Below are 17,603 nucleotides of genomic sequence, written 5' to 3'. Positions count from 1 at the left end.
AACGTTTCCATCGCGCCGTCCGCGTCGGGGTGCCCCGGTCGCCCGACGGGGGGTGAAGCGGCGACGAAGCGACACCTCAGACCTCGAACCGCATCGGCTCGAACGCCATGAACGCCGTCTCGTAGCCGTCGTGGCGGGCCACCTGCGGCGGCACGTCCACAGAGAGCGTCAGCGCGTCGCCGGATTCGACGGCCTCGACGCCCGTGCCGTAGTGGTAGCTGAGGTCGGGGTCGAGCGTCCGGGCGAGTCGCGCGCCGTCGAGGGTCGTCGTTCCGTCGCGTTCGAGCGTGGCCCGAACGCCCATCATCGGCAGGACGAACTCGTTGTGCGGCGTCCGCGCCGAGACGTAGAGGTACGCGCCGTCGACGCCGAACCGGGAGCCGTCGTCGACGACGAAGGCGTCGAACAGGGCGTCGGCACTCGTCTGCCGGCCGAGGTGGCGACCGGGAAGGTCGCTGACGGCGGGGGCTTTGCCGGTCGGAACGCCCATCATCTCCATCGCCGGGACCGCGCCGCGCGACCCGGCCTCGTCGCCGAGGCGGCGCAGTTCCACGTCGTAGAGGTCGTCCGTGTCGAACGCGAACTCGAACGTCGCCGTCTCGGCCGACTCGAACCGGCCGGCGAACGAGCCGGTTCGGGAAAGCGAGGTGCCGCCGACGTGCACGCGGGCCTCGTAGTCGCCCTCACCGTCGAGGACGTAGTTCGAGCCGTAGTGCATCCCCATCTGCTGGGAGAGCATCGGGTAGGCGACCTCCTCGCTCACGAGGTCGCCGTCGCGGAGAATCTCGATTGAGACGCCGGCGTCCAGCGGGAGGACGGTCCCCGTCTCGGCGTCCCACAGCGACGCCATGAGGTGAATCGAGTCGTCGGCCTCGACGACGGTCTTCCCGAGGTCGGAGCCGGCGGCGGTCCAGAAGCGATGGGGGTACGAGTAGGTGAGCGCGACGCCGTACGGGCCGGCGGTCGTCTTCCCGTACATCTTCATCCCTTCGGTGACGGCGGGGAGGTAGACCGCGTCCGGGCGGTCGTCGACGAGCGGCGGGTCGCGCCACGCCGACTGCTGTTCGAAGCCGCCGAGACAGCCCGCGGTGGCGGCGAGTGCGCCGATGCCGAGTGTCTTGAGTGCGTCTCGTCGTTTCATGGTGTCTCGATGGCGTCTCGCCGGCTCGTGGTGGGCATGGGTACGATGTCGTGCGTCTCGGGAAGCGGGGAGTCACCCGTGCTAGCGGCCCGGTGGCAATGTCGGTTGCGCTTCCGCGTCGGGTTTCGAGGGGTGGTGCCGTCGTTATCAACTCCCGGATTACCGCACCACGTTTATATTTTCGCTCGCGCTCCGTTCGGATGATGAACGACTCGCCGCTCGACGGTCTCGACGCCCGCGCCATCGCGCTGGCGTATCTCGGCTTCGGGACCGCGGGCATCCTCGGCGGCGAGCTACTCCTGTCGGCCACGCTGGGTGCGCCCCCGGCCCCCGAGGCCGAACTCGTCAAGGGACTCGCGTTCGTCGCCGTCTCCACCGCGTTCGTCTGGGCGCTCGTCTCCCGAAAGAACCGTCGTATCGAGCGCCAGCAGGCGTCGGTTCGGTCGTCGCTGGACCAGCTTCGGACCGTGGTCGCCGCGTCGCCGGTGCCGATTATCGCGGTCACGCCGGAGGGGCGCGTGACGAGGTGGAACGACGCCGCCACGGAGACGTTCGGCTGGGGGCGCGAGGAGGTGCTCGGCGGACCGCTCCCCTACGACGCGGGCGCGGACAGCGAGGATAGCGAGGAGATTATCCGGCGAACCATCGCAGAAAACGGCCTCTCGGACGTTCAAGTCGAGCGACAGCCGGCGGACGGCGACCTCCGCGAGTTTCGGCTTTCGACGGCGGTCGTCCGCGACGCCGACGGCGAGGTGGCCGAAGTCGTCGGCGTCTTCGTCGACGTGACAGAACAGCAGCGGCGGGAGCGCCGCCTCCGCGAGTTCGAGCAGGCCGTCGAGCAGGCGGGCCACGCGATTTACCTCACCACGCCGGACGGGGAGATTACGTACGTCAACCCGGCGTTCGAGGAGACGACGGGCTACGACGCCGCGGAGGTCATCGGCGAACCGGCGTCGATACTCAGTTCGGGCGAGATGCCGGAGACGTACTACGAGCGACTGTGGCGCGCCCTCCAGTCCGGCGAGACGTGGCAAGAGCGAATCATCGACCGACGGAAGAGCGGCGAGCTCTACACCGCGATACAGACCATCGCGCCCATCGAGAGCAACGGCGACATCGACGGCTACGTCGCCATCCAGTCCGACGTCACCGAGTCGGAGGTGACCAGACAGCGACTCGGCGTCCTCAACCGGATGTTCCGGCACAACCTCCGAAACCGGATGAACGTCATCGAGGGCTACGCGGAGCTGATTCGCCAGAACGAGGCCACGGACACCGACGAGGAACTCGCCGAGGCCGCCGAGGCCATCGTCGAGGCGGCGGACGACCTCGCGTCGCTCTCCGAGAAGGCGCAGACGGTCTCGGACGCCCTCGAATCCGAGGGAACGCCGCGACGCGTCTCGGCGCTCGTCGAAGACGCCGTGTCGAGGGCCGAATCGACGTACCCGGAGGCGGCGGTGCGGACGGACATCGAGACGGGGCTCTACGCGCGAGTCGACAGCCGCGTCGGCGCGGCGCTCGACGAGCTAATCGCGAACGCGCTCAAACACGGCGGCGAAACGGTCCGTATCGACGTGCGCCGAACCGAAGCCGACGACTCGAAACTCGTCGTGCGCGTCGACGACGACGGGCCGGGAATCCCCGACGAGGAGTGGCGAGTCATCAAGCGCGGCGAGGAGACGCCGCTCGAACACGGGACCGGGATGGGCCTGTGGCTGGTCCACTGGGTCGTCAAGAAAGCGGGCGGGAGCATGGAGTTGGAACCGTCTTCCCTCGGGGGGACGGCCGTGACGCTGAAGCTTCCAATCGGGTCGGAGCGGCCGCGGGCGTGGTTTTCGACCGATGAGTGACCACACCAGCGCCCTAGTATTGCAGTTCGAGAACAATTCAACGGCGAGTTTCGAGCGGCGAACCCGTCGAACGAAGCGGCCGGGTCAGGCGTCGAGGAGTTCGACGAGGTTCCCCTCGGGGTCGCGGACGAACGCGATTCGCGTGCCGGTTTCGGTCGTCTGCGGTTCGCTGAGCGTCTCGGCGTCGGCCGGGAGTTGAGCGACCGCGGCGTCGACGTCCTCGACCGAGAGCCCGAGGTGGGTCGCACCGGGACGGTTGAGCGTCGGTTCGTCGGTGTCGGTGCCGACCGGGTCGTACTCGACGAGTTCGACGCGCACGTCGCCGCCGTCGAGGTGGGCGAAGCGCGCCGACGCGCCGTCGACGGAGACGGCGGTGGCGAACTCCTCGCCGCCGACTTCGAAGCGAGAGACGACCGGCAGGTCGAGCGCGTCGCGGTAGAATTCGAGCGTCGAATCGAGGTCGCGGACGGTGAGACCGACGTGGTGTGCGCTGGAGTTCACGGTTCGTCTGCGCGCGCAGAGCCTCAAAGGCGCTTCGCTCGGAACGCGGGGCGACGCGAGTCGGTCGGTGTCCGGACCCGCGCCGGCGAAGACCGTATCGCATATACCCGCTCGGCCGCCAACAGAGGATACGATGGAACCGAGAGGTGCGCGACGCGAGGTGGTGCGACCGTGAGCGAACCGTTCGTCGAGTCGCTCCCCGGACGGGCCGTCCCCAAATCGTTCGTCGCCGAACTCGAGACGAAGGAGGCGATTCAGCAGGCCGTCGCCGTCCGCGGCTACAACATCGAACGCGACGGCGAGACGGTCCAGCACGCCTACCAACTGGTCGTGAACGTCCGCGGGAAGTATATCCTCGGACTGCACCTCACGAACGGGACGTGGCGCGTCGTCTTCGACACCCGCGACCACCCGAAACTCGCACAGGAAGGCCCGCGCGCGGCCTACGAGGCCGTCCACGACGCGCTCTACGAGCGCGCGCCCTCCGACGCGAAGATAGATTTCGAGTCGACGCCGCGGTTCTGGAACGCCTCCCAGTAGGCCGTTTTCCCGACGTTTTCGACCGCCCCCGCGTTTCGAGTCGCGTGAGCGACGCGTATGGGACGCGCGCCGCGGCCGACACCCTCCCGAACCCACACCACCATGTCCGCAGAAATCGGGAGCGCAACAGTTCGAGCGAGTGCGTCGCGCGAGCGAGAGAGTCGGATTCGCGTGTGTAGCGCGTCAGGTCGGCGGTTCAGCACCGACCTCCCCTGCGGATGGTACGCAGGTGGGATGGAACGGCTTAAATCCCGAATTCGACGGTTAGGAGCGCCCTAACCCCTCGAATAGACCGGTAAGTCGCTGCGAAATTAAATATATCCGGAACATACGGAAGGCCAACAGGAGCCGGAACATGTGGCCGCTCGCGGTCCCGTGCAGGTGGGCACGAGGTGGGTCAGAGGCCGGCCCTGGGTAGAACAATGGATATCAAGAAATTCCTTAGCGAATCACGCGCAGTCTCGCCGGTCATCGGCGTCATCCTCATGGTCGCGATTACCGTCATCCTCGCGGCCGTCATCGGAACCTTCGTCCTCGGTCTCGGTGACCAGGTCGGTGACACCGCCCCGCAGGCGAGTTTCAGCTTCGACTACGACGGTGCACAGGAAATCACGATCACGCACGAGAGTGGTGATTCCATCGCCAGCGACGAGCTGAGCGTCGTCATCCCGTCTGACCTATCGTCGCCAGTCATCTCGAAGAATGATGGCTCCGACGACAGCATGAACGCCGGTGACACCATCGTTGTGGACCTCGACACCGGTGAAACTCTCGACGACGGCGACCAAGTGCGCCTCGTCTGGACCTCCGAATCCGGTTCCAACTCCGCGACCCTGCAAACGTACACGCACTAAACGGTCCGCGGCGACACAGTCAACCGAACCTCGATTTTTTCGAACGTTACACCGTGAGCGACAGCACCAGCCGATTCTGGTACGAATCACGCATGAGACGTGAAACGCCTTCTCAATACTAGTTTATATCATCGGAGAACGTCAGACAATCTGTTAGGTTAGAACGCAGGCGTTCGAGGACCGATTCGTATTTTTCTCAACGGTCGCCTCTCGTCCGGCACACCTAGGAGAAACAACTATGCAAATCAAGACAATGTTCACGGAGTCTCGCGCAGTCTCGCCGGTCATCGGCGTCATCCTCATGGTCGCGATTACCGTCATCCTCGCGGCCGTCATCGGCACCTTCGTCCTCGGTCTCGGCGACCAGGTCGGTGACACCGCTCCCCAAGCGAGTTTCACGTTCGACTACGACGGAACGGAACTGACCATTACGCACGAAAGCGGCGCGCAGATTGACGGCGATTTAGTCACCATCGCTGGCGACATCAACGTCACCGTTGATGGCGAGGCAAACAAGTGGTCGGCCCTCGGCTCAGACACCATCAGCGCGGGTGAGTCCGTCGTCGTCCAAGACACTGACGAGGACGGCTTTGCCAACGGCGACACAGTCCGCGTCGTCTGGACCTCCGAATCCGGTTCCAACTCCGCGACCCTGCAAACGTACACGCACTAAACGGTCCGCGGCGACACAGTCAACCGAACCTCGATTTTTTCGAACGTTACACCGTGAGCGACAGCACCAGCCGATTCTGGTACGAATCACGCATGAGACGTGAAACGCCTTCTCAATACTAGTTTATATCATCGGAGAACGTCAGACAATCTGTTAGGTTAGAACGCAGGCGTTCGAGGACCGATTCGTATTTTTCTCAACGGTCGCCTCTCGTCCGGCACACCTAGGAGAAACAACTATGCAAATCAAGACAATGTTCACGGAGTCTCGCGCAGTCTCGCCGGTCATCGGCGTCATCCTCATGGTCGCGATTACCGTCATCCTCGCGGCCGTCATCGGCACCTTCGTCCTCGGTCTCGGCGACCAGGTCGGTGACACCGCTCCCCAAGCGAGTTTCACGTTCGACTACGACGGAACGGAACTGACCATTACGCACGAAAGCGGCGCGCAGATTGACGGCGATTTAGTCACCATCGCTGGCGACATCAACGTCACCGTTGATGGCGAGGCAAACAAGTGGTCGGCCCTCGGCTCAGACACCATCAGCGCGGGTGAGTCCGTCGTCGTCCAAGACACTGACGAGGACGGCTTTGCCAACGGCGACACAGTCCGCGTCGTCTGGACCTCCGAATCCGGCTCCAACTCCGCGACGCTCCAGCGGTGGACCTACAACGCCTGATACCGGAATCAGCACCGCATCCCATCCCACCCCACCCTCCACCACTCGGAGTGACGATTTCTTTCGGACCCGTCCCACAGAGGCACCCGTATCTCGCCCCACCAATATTGTATTTTTAGCACAAACTTATTCGTCGTCAGTACGTACATCCGGACAGAGAGTCCATGTCCAGCGACCCACCCGCCGTCGTCGCCTCCCTCCGCGAGCACCGCGAGGACGTCGTCGACCTCGCGGCGACGCTCGTCGGCCACGACACGCAGAACCCGCCGGGAGACACGCGGGACCTCGCGTCGTGGGTCGAATCGTTCCTTGCCGACCTCGGTATCGAGGCCGAACGCGTCACCTCGGACCCGAGAAAGCCGAATCTCGTGGCGACGCTCCCGGGCGCGACAGACCGGACGCTCGTCCTGCTGGGGCACCTCGATACGGTCCCGTTCGATGCTGGCGAGTGGACGCGCGACCCGCTCGGTGAACGGGCGGGAAACCGGCTCTACGGGCGCGGCGCGACCGACATGAAGGGAGCGGTCGCCGCGATGCTCGCGGTGGCGAACGCGTACGTCGAAACCGACACAGTGCCGTCGACGACCCTCGTGTTCGCGTTCGTCAGCGACGAGGAAGTCGCCGGGAGCGCGGGGCTGCCGACGCTTCTCGACCGGCGCGGGCTCGCCGCGGACGCCTGCGTCATCGGCGAGACGACCTGCGAGAGCGACCGCCACTCGGTGACCGTCGCGGACCGGGGAAGCATCTGGTTGGAACTCGAAGCGACGGGGACCGCCGCCCACGGCTCCCGACCGATGCTCGGTGAGAACGCGATTCACCGGCTCTACCGCGCCGTGAGCGACATCGAATCGACGCTCGATGACTACCGATTCGAGTTCGACCCCGCGGTGCGGGCGCTCGTCGACGAGTCCGTCGAGTACTACGCGCCGCGATTCGGCGCGGATGCGGCGCGAGAGCTGTTCGAGCGGCCGTCGGTCAATCTGGGCGTCCTCTCGGGCGGCGACCGGGTGAACGTCGTCCCCGACGCGGCGCGGGCGAAGCTCGATATTCGCGTGACGGCGGGCGTCGAGACGGCGGCGGTGCTCGACCGCGTTCGGAAGGTCGTCGCCGGTCACGACGGCGTCGAGACTTCGGACGCGGACTGGTCGGTCGGGACGTTCGAAGACCCCGACAGCGCGCTGGCGGACGCCGTGGTCTCGGTCGCTGAAGGCGTCACCGGCGGGCGTGTGTACCGCCGGAGCGCGACCGGCGGCGGCGACGCGAAGCGAATGCGAAACGCCGGCGTCCCGACCGTCGAGTTCGGGCTGGGGACCGAGACGGCGCACGCGGTCGACGAGTTCACCACCGTCGAGGCGCTCGTCGAAGACGCCGAGGTGTACGCCCGCCTCCCCGACGAGTTGTTGCGGCAATTCGATAGTGGTACCAGAACGTTTGATTCGACGGGCGTATCACCAGCAGACACGACTCCTTCGCGGCGCGACCGACGAGAGAACACCTCCGATGACACCCGATAACGCACTATGACACCCGACGAACTCCGAACGACGATTCCGGCCCTCGACGACGTCACGTATCTCAACACCGGCGCGCACGGCCCGAGTCCGCGCCCCATCGTGGAGCGTGCGACCGACTTTCTCGAATACCACGAGTACGAGTCGCCGGGCGACGACGGACCGTATCCGACCGCGTTCGACGCCTACGAGGCCGTCCGCGAGGACGTGGCCGCGTTCATCGGTGCCGAAACGGAGGAGGTGGCACTAACCCAGAGCACCACCGACGGCATCAACCGCATCGCCACCGCGCTCGACTGGGAGCCGGGCGACGTGGTCGTCCGAACCGACCTCGAACACCCGGCCGGCATCCTCCCGTGGCGGCGACTCGAACGCGAGGGGGTCGAAGTCCGCGTCGTCGAGAGCGAGGCAGGGCGGCTCGATATGGACCAGTACGCCGAGGCCGTCAGCGACGCCGACCTCGTCTGTTTCAGCGCCCTAACGTGGAACTACGGGACGCGGCTCCCCGTGCGCGAACTCACCGACATCGCCCGCGACGCCGGCGCGCTGTCGGTGGTCGACGCGGTCCAGTCGTTCGGCCAGTACCCCGTCGCCGTGGACGACTGGGGGGCAGACATCGTCGCCGGCGCGGGCCACAAGTGGCTGCTCGGGCCGTGGGGCGCGGGTTTCCTCTACGTCCGTCGCGAAGTCGCGGAGGGCATCGAACCCCACGCCGTCGGCTACCGCGGCGTCACGGAGCCGAACGCCGACGGGCTCGACTTCGCGCCCGGAGCGAAACGCTTCGAGGTCGGAACCACCAACCCCGCGCCGCACGTCGCGCTCCGAGAGGCTATCGATATCGCCGAGCGCGTCGGCCTCGACCGAACCGAGGAACACGTGCGCGACCTCGCAGGCCGGTTCATCGAAACCGTCCCGGAGGGACGGCTGTTGAGTCCGCACGACCCGGAGTCGGGGCTCGTCTCCTTCGAGGTCCCTGACCCGGAGGGGACGGTCGAACGGCTCAAATCGGCGGGGGTTGTCGTCCGGACGCTTCCCGAACCGACGGCGGTCCGCGCGTCGTTCCACAACTTCAACGACGAGTCGGACGTGGCGGCGCTTCGCGACGGACTCGACGGGGAGTGGTGAGTGCAGCGCAGTATCTGCCACGGCGGTAAACGTTCATATCCACCGACGCAGAAGCCCTGGGCATGCATCCCACGGCACGCAAGTTTGCCGACCAAGTACGCGATTCTCACGGCTTCGAAGCGACCATCGAGGAGTTCCCCGAGGGAACCAAGACGGCCGACGACGCGGCTGCGGCCGTCGGCTGCGACGTCGCACAAATCGTCAAGAGCATCGTGATGCGCGTGGGCGACGAGACGGTCGTCGTCCTCACGAGCGGTGCGAACCGCGTCGACGAAGCCTCGCTCGGCTCCGAGTTCGATGCCGAACAGGGCTCGGTTCGAAGCGCCAACCCCTCCGAAGTGAAAGCGGCGACCGGTTGGAGCATCGGCGGCGTACCGCCGACCTGCCACGCGACCGACTGTCCCGTCCTCGCGGACCCGACGTTCGAGTCGTTCGACCGGATTTGGGCCGCTGCGGGAACTCCCGAAGCCGTGTTCCAACTCACGCCGGACGACCTGCGGGCGCTTTCCGCGCCGCGGTTCGTCGACGTGTTCGAGTGAGGCGAACGCAGAATCGAGGCGGACACCCGATACGGTCCGCCGCGGACCGCGACGAGAACAACACCACTATGTCCGCTGTTCTGGTCGGTCGACGCGAAGTGAGTATCGCTGGAGAGAAACTCCGAGATTATCGTAGAGCCGCGGCTGGTCGTCAGGCGAGATAAACTCTCCTTTCGGAGAAAATGATTACTGAATGTGGCCTTCGCGCCGAAGCTGGTCCGCGTCCTCGCCGGTGTAGCGCCATTCGATGTTGGCTTTCTCGTCCTGCCAGTCCCACGGTTCGACCAGCACGACGTCGCCCTCGTTGATCCACGTGCGGTACTTCATGCGGCCGGGGATGCGGCCCATGCGGTTCTTTCCGTCTTCACAGCGGATTCGGACGTGGTTGCCACCGTTGTGCTCTGTGACGACTGCGAACAGCTCGTTGTCGTTGGGCATTCGAAGGTTTCGACGCCCTTGATTTTCACTCACATTCTTGCTCGGGGACGGAGACGGATAACTTATCGGATACTCGTGATAGCAAATGTCACGGCGTTGAAACTGGATGGTTGGGGGTTCGAACACCACGTTGTCCGCTGTTTTCCGACAGATTGGCCGCCAAGAGAGGGAGATACGTCGTGACAACGACCCACAAACACTGTTCGAGGTTTCGTTGGTGATTCCGTTGGAGGCCTCGCTCGCGGTCGGCCATGTTCGCGGTCGGCCATGTTCGCGGTCGGCCATCGCCGGTTCGTCGTTGGGTGGTCACTGAGTCGACACTGAGTCGTCGCTGAGAGCAGGCGGTGACGAGGTCGTTCACGATTTGACGAGGCCATCCACGATTCCCCTACAACACCACTATGTCCGCAGTTGTTCGTCGTGTCAGCTCCTAAAAAGACGCTTTTACCGACTCACGGAGCTTCGTAGAGTCACAGAGAACCACGGAGAACGGATTCCGTCGGTAACCGAAGGCGAGCGACGAAGTCGGTCGACTCGACCGGACGAGACAAACCACGCGATTGTGTGACGACCCGCGTCGACGAGCGGTCGAGATGTGTTCGGTGAGTGTTGACACAGACACCACGTTGTCCGCTGTTCTCGACGAATGTGGGTGTGAAGACGAGTCGGCTGGTGAGACGGCGAACACTCACACCACTTTGTCCGCTGTTCTCGGTGCGAAGCGGTACCCCCCGTCGGCGTGAGACGGCTCTTTTCCACGGATTTCCAATCGGGAAGGTTAGTTTAGATGTATAGATGATCGAATAAAACAAGCCGTCCTCAAACAGCTACTATATAACTAGTATAGTTGCCTGTATTACGGACTTAGTTTAAATTATAGTATTATAAATCTTTCTCTATATCAAGACAAACAAACCCGTCCACTTGTTCCACCGGTTACCGTCGTCTCCCAGAACAGCGGACAAAGTGGAGGGGGTGTGTTCCCGCCTAAGTATATAAAGAACGAGAACAGCGGACACTCCGGACGCGGTGGTTTTATCAATGAAGTGGTCGAACCGTGGTAGTATGCCCCTATTCGAGCGGGACACCGAGATCTATCGGGACCGGGACGCCCTTCGCGAGGACTACCAACCCGAGGAACTCGTGGGGCGTGACGAGGAACTCCGTACCTTCCAGGCTGCGCTGCAACCGGTTATCAACGGCGAACAGCCCAACAACATCTTCCTCTACGGGAAGACCGGCGTCGGCAAGACCGCCGCGTCGCGGTACTTACTCGGTCACCTCCGCGAGGACGCGAGCCACTACGACGACATCCACCTCACCGTCGTCTTCCTGAACTGCGACGGACTCACGAGTTCGTATCAGATTGCGACCCGCCTCGTCAACGAGTTCCGGTCGGAGTCGAACCAGATCAGCACGACGGGCTACCCGCTCGGCTCCGTCTACGAGATGCTCTGGCAGGAACTCGACGACTGCGGCGGGACGATAATCATCGTCCTCGACGAAATCGACCACGTCAACGACGACAGCATTCTCTACCAACTTCCGCGAGCGCGGGCCAATGGGAACCTCGACGCGGCGAAGGTCGGACTCATCGGCATCTCCAACGACTTCTCGTTCCGCGACGACCTCTCGCCGAAGGTCAAAAGCTCCCTGTGCGAACAGGAGATTCACTTCCCGGCGTACAACGCCAAGAACCTCCGAGCCATCCTCGAACAGCGCGCGAAAGTGGCGTTCCGCGAGGGCGTCCTCTCCGACGAGGTGATACCGCTCTGTGCCGCTTACGGAGCGAAAGACGCCGGGGACGCCCGCCAATCTATCGACCTGTTGATGAAAGCCGGCGACCTGGCCCGCGACGACGACACCGACCGCATCGAAGAAGAGCACGTCAAACGTGGCCGACGCGCCCTCGAACGCGGCCGCATCAAGGAGGGAATCAACGGACTGACCGAACACGGCCACCTCGTGCTCTACTCGCTTTTGACGCTCGAACTGGAAGACGAGACGCCGATTCGCTCCCGCGACGTTCGCCCCCGCTACACCCGGTTTACCGAACTCGCCAACCGCGACCCGCTCGTCCCGCGGCGGATGCGCGACCACCTCAGCGAGCTCGCGATGCTCGGTATCGTCTCCGTCACCGAGCGAAACGAGGGTCGACGCGGCGGGACGTACCGCGAATACGCCCTCGATATGGACGTCGGACTTATCGTTTCGGCCATGCGCGACACCATCGAACTCGTCGGCGTTCACGAGACGGTCGAACCCTTCCTCGACGGCGACAAAACGAGCACGCTCGACGACTTCATCGAGCAGTAGGTAGGTCGACGCTCAGTACCGCGGACATCGTGGTGTGGCCTCGCATCCGGTTTCGGTGGCACATCCGGTTTCGGTGGAACAGTTCCCCGTGGCGGCGTCGGCACGACTGGTCGTTGACCTGCTCTGCGGAAACGTGGCTCGGTCGGGTGCGCCGACCGCTCGGTTCAGTCCCGACCAGTCGGAACACCACTCTGTCCGCAGTAATCCGGCAACGTTAGCCGACTACTGAAACAGCGGACATCGTGGTGTGACCGTCCGCCCACGACGAGCTATCTCCCCGGTAGCGACGCTCTGTGCGGCTCGTCATCGTCACAACAGCGGACATACTGGTGTTCGATGTCGCGTTTTCACCGTGTAAAATCGACCTGCGGTCTCGGGGCTGTGACAACAGCGGACGCGGCGGTGTTCGCCAGTCGCTTATCTCTTATCTCGGATTCGTCGTCGATTGTCGCTGGTCAGTCGGCAGTCGACGGACCACGGGTCTCGAACACCACGTTGTCCGCTGTTTTTCCGATGTCTGGAACGGTTTTACTGTCTCTTCCAGCGCTCGTTTGTCCCGCTCCGCGCCATCACCGTACGGTCTCCCCGGACTCGTTTGCCACGCGTCACTCGTTGCGACGTTCGAGGACGGCATCGACGATTTCTTCGGGGTACTCGGCGGCGACGCGGACGAGCGCGTCGTGGAACTCGCGGCCGGTCAGGTCGCGCACGTCGTGTTCTCGGCGGAGGAGCGACTCGACTTCGAACTCGGCGTCGTCAAGTCGGTCGAGCGTCGCGGTTCGGACGTAGATGCTCTTTGCGGTCGTCGCCTCGAACTCGAACGCCGGGCCGCCCGCCGTCTCCGTCGCCTGTTCTGTTTCGTCTGCGCGTTCCGCACCGTCTTCCGCCGCGCTCGACTCGGTCGTCTCCTCGTTTTCGTCGTCGCGTTCGCCGGTCTCACTACTCTCGCTGTCGCCGTTACCACTCTCGCCGTGTCTCTGGGTCTCGTCGTCCCGTCTCTCGCTCGTGGCTTCCGATTCTGACTCAGATTCAGGCTTCGATTCGGATTCTGATTCGGGCTCCGGTTCAGGTTCCGACTTCTCGGGTGCGTCGGTGGCGTCTTCGCTCGGCGTCTCCTCCTCGCTCGACTCTGACTCGGATTCCATCGCCTCGCCGAGGCCGGCGAATCGGTTCTCCTTAGGCATCGTCGGTCCCTCCGTGCTCGACGATTTCCGCGAGCCGGTCGAGTCGGTCTAACATGTCGTTCGACGGGTCGTACTCTCGGAGGGTCTTCCCGTCGCGCCAGGCGCGACTGAACGCGATTCGGTGTCTGATGCCCGGCCCCTTGGAGTCGGGGTCGTCGAACAGGTCCGAGCGGGCGAACGGCGGGATGAACTGCTCGAAGGGCGAGTCTTCGAGGTCGCGGATGATTCGTTTTTCCTCGTTGTTTCCGGTGAGGTCGTTCGGGACGATAGCGAGGATGTCGAGGTCGACCTCGCGGCGAATCGGGCCGATCTGTTGTTCGAACATCCGTTCGAAGCCGCTCACGCTCGGTTCGCTCATGAGGAGCGGGACGACGACGTTCCCGGTTCCGATGAGCGCCGCGTCGGACAGCGGGCCGAGACTCGGCGGCGAGTCGATGACGATGTAGTCGTAGTCGTCGCCGAGAAGCGGGTCGACGATTCGACGACGGACCCAGAGCATGCCGAACGTCGAGTTCCGAACGCGGTCTTCGATGTCGTCGAGGTCGACGTGAGACGGGAGCACGTCGAAGCCCTCGCGGTCGCGTATCACTTCGCGCACGTCGATGGGGTCGTCGTCGGTCAGCACGTCGCCGATGTTCGGCTCCGACGACTCGTAGTCGTCTTTCAGCCCGACGCCCTCGGTCGCGTTCCCCTGCTGGTCGAGGTCCACCAACAGCACGTCGTTCCCCCGCGCGGCGAGTGCGTCGGCGAGGTTGATGGCTATCGTCGTCTTTCCGACCCCGCCCTTCTGGAGGGAGACGCTCACGGCTCGCGACACCTATCTGCCCTCCCGCGGAACGCGATGTTTACAAATTGTACACAGTCTACACTGTGTCTGCTGTTTGGGCGGTGCAAACTCCGTCTGAACTGCGGACTGTGCGGACATCTGGAGGTTCGAACGGACGTTCCGCGGCATGCCACATAATTTTATCCACGACTTTTGAACCGTTGGGACTTCGTCTACATTCTGCACTCTTTATAATTTTTACAATTTCTACAAATTGTAAACGTTCGACCATCGACGGCCGGTGACTCGCCTCCGTCCCGGCCTGAGAAGTCTCTACTTCGCTCACCGTGTCCGATTCTCGGACATCGCTCGCATTCTTTGCTGTTCTCACAGCGTACGAATCTCACGCGGCACAAACTGTCTGAAGATTCTACAATTCCCACAATTTGTAGACTGTATACGAATTCTAAAACTCGGGGGAAGTGCGGACTTCGCGAGCGGTGCGAACCGCGTGGACGGTTTCGACTGCCTTCGCTGTTCGCGCCGTTTGAACTGCTCTGACTGTCGAGACCGCTTTGACTGTTCAGACTGCCCCGACTGTCCGCGCTCTCCTCACGGTTTCCACCGCGCTCGAAGTCCGTCCGGTTTCGACTGTTCGAACGTCGCCTCCGACGTTGCACGGGTCACCATCTTCACCAGAAATCGATTACTCAGCGGCGCTATCGAGAGTATACTGCGGACATGGTGGTGTCCACCGGCCGCCGCACCCGGCTCAGTTGGCGAGTTTGTCGGCGAACTTCTCGCGGACTTTCTCGACTTTCGGGCTCGCGTGGAACTGGCAGTACGCGTCGTTGGGGTTTTTCTCGAAGTAGTCCTGGTGGTGTTTCTCCGCCTCGTAGAAGGTCTCAAGCGGAACTAACTCCGTGACCACCTCGTCGTCGTACTCCTCGTCGAGCGCATCGATGTAGGCCGACGCCTGTCGCTTTTGGTCGTCGTCGTGGAACAGGACGATAGAGCGGTACTGCGTCCCAACGTCCGGCCCCTGTCGGTTGAGTTGGGTCGGGTCGTGGACCGCGAAGAACACGTCGAGCAGTTCGTCGTAGCCGACGACCGCGGGGTCGTAGTCGACCTGCACGACCTCGGCGTGGCCGGTGCTTCCCGAACAGACCTGCTCGTAGCTCGGGTTTTCCGTCTCGCCGCCGGCGTAGCCAGAGGTGACCTCGCTGATGCCGTCGAGTTCCTTGAACGCGGCTTCGACGCACCAGAAACAGCCGCCGCCGAACGTCGCAGTCTGTGTGCTTCCCATAGCCTCGGTTACGTCGCCGGGGAATTAAGCCCCGCGGCGGGGGCAGTCGCGGCCGGGGCCCGCGGTCGTCATCCCGATGTACCTCCCCACGAAACTGTACGCGAAGCCAACATTTATCCGCCCTGTCTGTCAGCAATTACCATGGAAGACGTATTCGTCGCGAGACTCATGTCCACGACCCTCCACACGGTCACGCCAGACACGCTCGTCGAAGACGCGGCGCAGTTGATTCTCGACAACAACATCAGTTCGGTCATCGTCGTCGACGAGGACAACCGGCTCGAAGGCATCCTGACGACGACGGACTTCGTCGACATCGTCGCCAAGAGCCAGCCGAAAGCGCAGACGACCGTCGAGCGGTACATGACCACGGACGTGATTACCGCGGGCGCGCAGGACTCCATCCTCTCCGTCGCGGAGTCGATGACCGAACACGGCTTTCACCACATGCCCGTCGTCGACGAGGAGGAGGGCGTCATCGGGATGATTGCCACGTCGGACCTCGCCGCGTACCTCTCGCAGACCGGGCAGTTGGCGCGGTCGTAGCGTCGTCGCTTCCGGCTGACTTCCGCGCTACTCCACCTGTTCGGAGAGGCTCTCGACGATGCTCGCCAGCCGCGGGTCCGTCGCGTGGCCGTGGTGGACCGCGAGGGGCGAGACGCTCACTTCGCCGTCGACCATCGCGCGGCGGTCGCTCCCGACCGGATAGCGGTCGCGGTGTTCGTCGTCGAGCGGGAACGGGTTCTCGAAGCCGACGGAGTCCGGCCACGAAATGTCCTGTAACCGGACGTACACCTCGTCGTCGTCGAGGTCGTGTTCGCGGTCGCCGTCCGGAAGCGCGCCGGCGTCCGGGTCGTGGTCGACCTGCTGGTCGTAGTCCGCGAAGGGGCGGGTCACGCGCATTCGGGGGCTCGGCACGTCCGCCGGGGCGTTGACGTTCAGGAGGTCGACTTCGTCGAACACGTCGGTCCCGAAGACGCGCTCGGTCAGGGCGCGGGCGACCCGCGCGGGACGGGAGAAGTCGTACTCCTCGGGCGGGTGACAGAAGAAGTCCCGGGCGTGGTAGCTGGAGACGGCGACGGCGGGCGTCCCGAGGAACGCGGCCTCGACGCCCGCGCCGACGGTTCCCGACCGGCCGACGACGTAGTTGCCCGCGTTCGGGCCGTCGTTGATACCGGAGACGACGATATCGAAGTCGGCGTCGAGGCCGCGAAGGGCGTAGGCGACGCAGTCCGCGGGGGTTCCTTCGAGAGCGTACCCCCACGGGTGGTCGCGGCGGACCGCGTGTTCGTTGCGGGCGCGGCCGACGCCGCTTTGGTTCTCGGCGGGCGCGACGACGGTCACGTCGCCGACGGCGGTGAGTTCCTCGCGCATGGCGGCGATGCCGGGCGCGTCGATACCGTCGTCGTTGGTGAGGAGGATTCGAAGCGAAGACGAGGTGTCGGTCATCGAGTCGTGCATTTCCGCCGGTCGCCGTAGCTATTCCGGATTCTGAGCCGAGGCCGCGTCCTCCCGCGCGTCGCCTGCATCGCCGTGCCGCTGCATCGCCGCGTCGCCGTCGACCGCCGAGCCTCCTCCACGCCGACGGGCACTCGACCGAACTCCTGTCAGCGTGACATCCATAAACTCGAGACACTCAGGAATAGCCGAATATAATTCAAACGGTGACTTTATGTAATTAAGTTCGTACTAACGAACGAATGCGCACCGAACCGATGCGGCCGGCACGCCGGGAACCCGCCGACATCGCGGTTAACGTTCCGTTAACTCGTCTGTTTTCGGTAGTTTCGTCTCTGTCACGGTCGGCGGTCCCGTCCCCGTTGGCTGTCACGACCGCCGACCGCCCCGCCGCCCTAAGCGAGGTGGGCGTTGCGTGAGCTCCGTCGGTGGAACCGACGACGTGCCGTGGGACGACGTGGGCTTCGTCATCAGCTCTCGCTACCGCGTCTCCGTTCTCGATAGACTCTCGGAGGGGCCGGCGACGCCGACGCAAATCGCCACCGACTCCGAGAGCGCGGTCGCCCACGTCTCGCGGGCGTTACAGGAACTCAGAGACCGCTCGCTCGTGGAACTGCTCGTCCCGGAACAGCGCCGAAAAGGGCGGGTGTACGGCATCACCGACGACGCCGAGAACATCTGGCACGTCATCCAAACACAGCAGATGGCGTGAGCGCGGTCGC

Annotated in this window: 18 protein-coding genes; 11 read left to right on the top strand and 7 right to left on the bottom strand. The window is 64.1% G+C overall.

The window, feature by feature from the left end; genetic code table 11:
• Positions 1-76 precede the first annotated feature (76 nt).
• Positions 77-1,141 (bottom strand): iron transporter, encoded by a 1,065-nt coding sequence (locus E4P24_RS14950; protein WP_188148700.1) that lies wholly within the window; start codon positions 1,139-1,141, stop codon positions 77-79.
• Between the two features lie 200 nt (positions 1,142-1,341).
• Here E4P24_RS14950 and E4P24_RS14945 point away from each other — a divergent pair, with 200 nt between their 5' ends.
• Positions 1,342-2,991: a PAS domain-containing sensor histidine kinase gene (locus E4P24_RS14945; RefSeq protein WP_188148699.1), complete on the top strand. Its 1,650-nt coding sequence runs from the start codon at positions 1,342-1,344 to the stop codon at positions 2,989-2,991.
• 84 nt (positions 2,992-3,075) lie between these two features.
• On the opposite strand, the gene E4P24_RS14940 is transcribed toward E4P24_RS14945, so the two are convergent.
• Positions 3,076-3,492, bottom strand: coding sequence for a VOC family protein (locus E4P24_RS14940; RefSeq protein WP_004040983.1), 417 nt, complete (start codon positions 3,490-3,492; stop codon positions 3,076-3,078).
• A 171-nt stretch (positions 3,493-3,663) separates the two neighbouring features.
• Between E4P24_RS14940 and E4P24_RS14935 the strand changes: the two genes are divergently transcribed.
• From E4P24_RS14935 to E4P24_RS14905, 7 genes are all read left to right on the top strand, one after another.
• Entirely contained in the window at positions 3,664-4,032 is a 369-nt protein-coding gene (locus E4P24_RS14935; RefSeq protein ID WP_004040984.1) for a hypothetical protein, read from the top strand.
• A gap of 422 nt (positions 4,033-4,454) precedes the next feature.
• Positions 4,455-4,886, top strand: coding sequence for a type IV pilin (locus E4P24_RS14930; protein ID WP_115803810.1), 432 nt, complete (start codon positions 4,455-4,457; stop codon positions 4,884-4,886).
• A 238-nt stretch (positions 4,887-5,124) separates the two neighbouring features.
• Positions 5,125-5,559 carry a type IV pilin gene (locus tag E4P24_RS14925; RefSeq protein WP_188148698.1) on the top strand — a complete coding sequence of 145 codons (435 nt, stop codon included), beginning with the start codon at positions 5,125-5,127 and terminating at the stop codon, positions 5,557-5,559.
• 238 nt (positions 5,560-5,797) lie between these two features.
• Complete coding sequence (locus E4P24_RS14920) at positions 5,798-6,238, top strand: type IV pilin (RefSeq protein ID WP_115891612.1); 441 nt, start codon at positions 5,798-5,800, stop codon at positions 6,236-6,238.
• Positions 6,239-6,402: 164 nt separating this feature from the next.
• Positions 6,403-7,752 (top strand): M20 family metallopeptidase, encoded by a 1,350-nt coding sequence (locus E4P24_RS14915; RefSeq protein WP_188148697.1) that lies wholly within the window; start codon positions 6,403-6,405, stop codon positions 7,750-7,752.
• A 6-nt stretch (positions 7,753-7,758) separates the two neighbouring features.
• A complete protein-coding gene (locus tag E4P24_RS14910; protein ID WP_004064723.1) occupies positions 7,759-8,874 on the top strand; it encodes an aminotransferase class V-fold PLP-dependent enzyme in 1,116 nt (371 codons plus the stop codon).
• 62 nt (positions 8,875-8,936) lie between these two features.
• A complete protein-coding gene (locus tag E4P24_RS14905; protein WP_004040989.1) occupies positions 8,937-9,413 on the top strand; it encodes a YbaK/EbsC family protein in 477 nt (158 codons plus the stop codon).
• A 186-nt stretch (positions 9,414-9,599) separates the two neighbouring features.
• On the opposite strand, the gene eif1A is transcribed toward E4P24_RS14905, so the two are convergent.
• Entirely contained in the window at positions 9,600-9,884 is a 285-nt protein-coding gene (gene eif1A, locus E4P24_RS14900) for a translation initiation factor eIF-1A (protein WP_013035036.1), read from the bottom strand.
• A gap of 1,032 nt (positions 9,885-10,916) precedes the next feature.
• Between eif1A and E4P24_RS14895 the strand changes: the two genes are divergently transcribed.
• A complete protein-coding gene (locus tag E4P24_RS14895; RefSeq protein ID WP_004040991.1) occupies positions 10,917-12,167 on the top strand; it encodes an orc1/cdc6 family replication initiation protein in 1,251 nt (416 codons plus the stop codon).
• Between the two features lie 605 nt (positions 12,168-12,772).
• On the opposite strand, the gene E4P24_RS14890 is transcribed toward E4P24_RS14895, so the two are convergent.
• From E4P24_RS14890 to msrA, 3 genes are all read right to left on the bottom strand, one after another.
• On the bottom strand, positions 12,773-13,351 hold the full coding sequence (locus E4P24_RS14890; RefSeq protein WP_188148696.1) for a hypothetical protein: 579 nt from the start codon (positions 13,349-13,351) through the stop codon (positions 12,773-12,775).
• Complete coding sequence (locus E4P24_RS14885; protein WP_115803814.1) at positions 13,344-14,168, bottom strand: ParA family protein; 825 nt, start codon at positions 14,166-14,168, stop codon at positions 13,344-13,346. The genes E4P24_RS14890 and E4P24_RS14885 overlap by 8 nt, the downstream gene beginning before the upstream one ends.
• A 721-nt stretch (positions 14,169-14,889) precedes the next feature.
• A complete protein-coding gene (msrA, locus tag E4P24_RS14880) occupies positions 14,890-15,423 on the bottom strand; it encodes a peptide-methionine (S)-S-oxide reductase MsrA (protein ID WP_188148695.1) in 534 nt (177 codons plus the stop codon).
• Positions 15,424-15,564: 141 nt separating this feature from the next.
• Between msrA and E4P24_RS14875 the strand changes: the two genes are divergently transcribed.
• The gene (locus E4P24_RS14875) at positions 15,565-15,969 is read left to right on the top strand and encodes a CBS domain-containing protein (RefSeq protein WP_004043148.1); all 405 of its coding nucleotides are present in this window, start codon (positions 15,565-15,567) and stop codon (positions 15,967-15,969) included.
• A 27-nt stretch (positions 15,970-15,996) separates the two neighbouring features.
• Here E4P24_RS14875 and surE read toward each other — a convergent pair whose 3' ends face one another.
• Entirely contained in the window at positions 15,997-16,872 is an 876-nt protein-coding gene (gene surE / locus E4P24_RS14870) for a 5'/3'-nucleotidase SurE (protein WP_049914843.1), read from the bottom strand.
• A 424-nt stretch (positions 16,873-17,296) separates the two neighbouring features.
• Between surE and E4P24_RS14865 the strand changes: the two genes are divergently transcribed.
• Complete coding sequence (locus E4P24_RS14865; RefSeq protein WP_004043146.1) at positions 17,297-17,593, top strand: winged helix-turn-helix domain-containing protein; 297 nt, start codon at positions 17,297-17,299, stop codon at positions 17,591-17,593.
• Positions 17,594-17,603: the final 10 nt, after the last annotated feature.

Source organism: Haloferax sp. AS1, assembly GCF_014530665.1.
Classification (GTDB): domain Archaea; phylum Halobacteriota; class Halobacteria; order Halobacteriales; family Haloferacaceae; genus Haloferax; species Haloferax volcanii.
The sequence above is the reverse complement of the archived record's forward strand: the minus strand, read 5'-3'. Positions and strand labels throughout refer to the sequence as shown.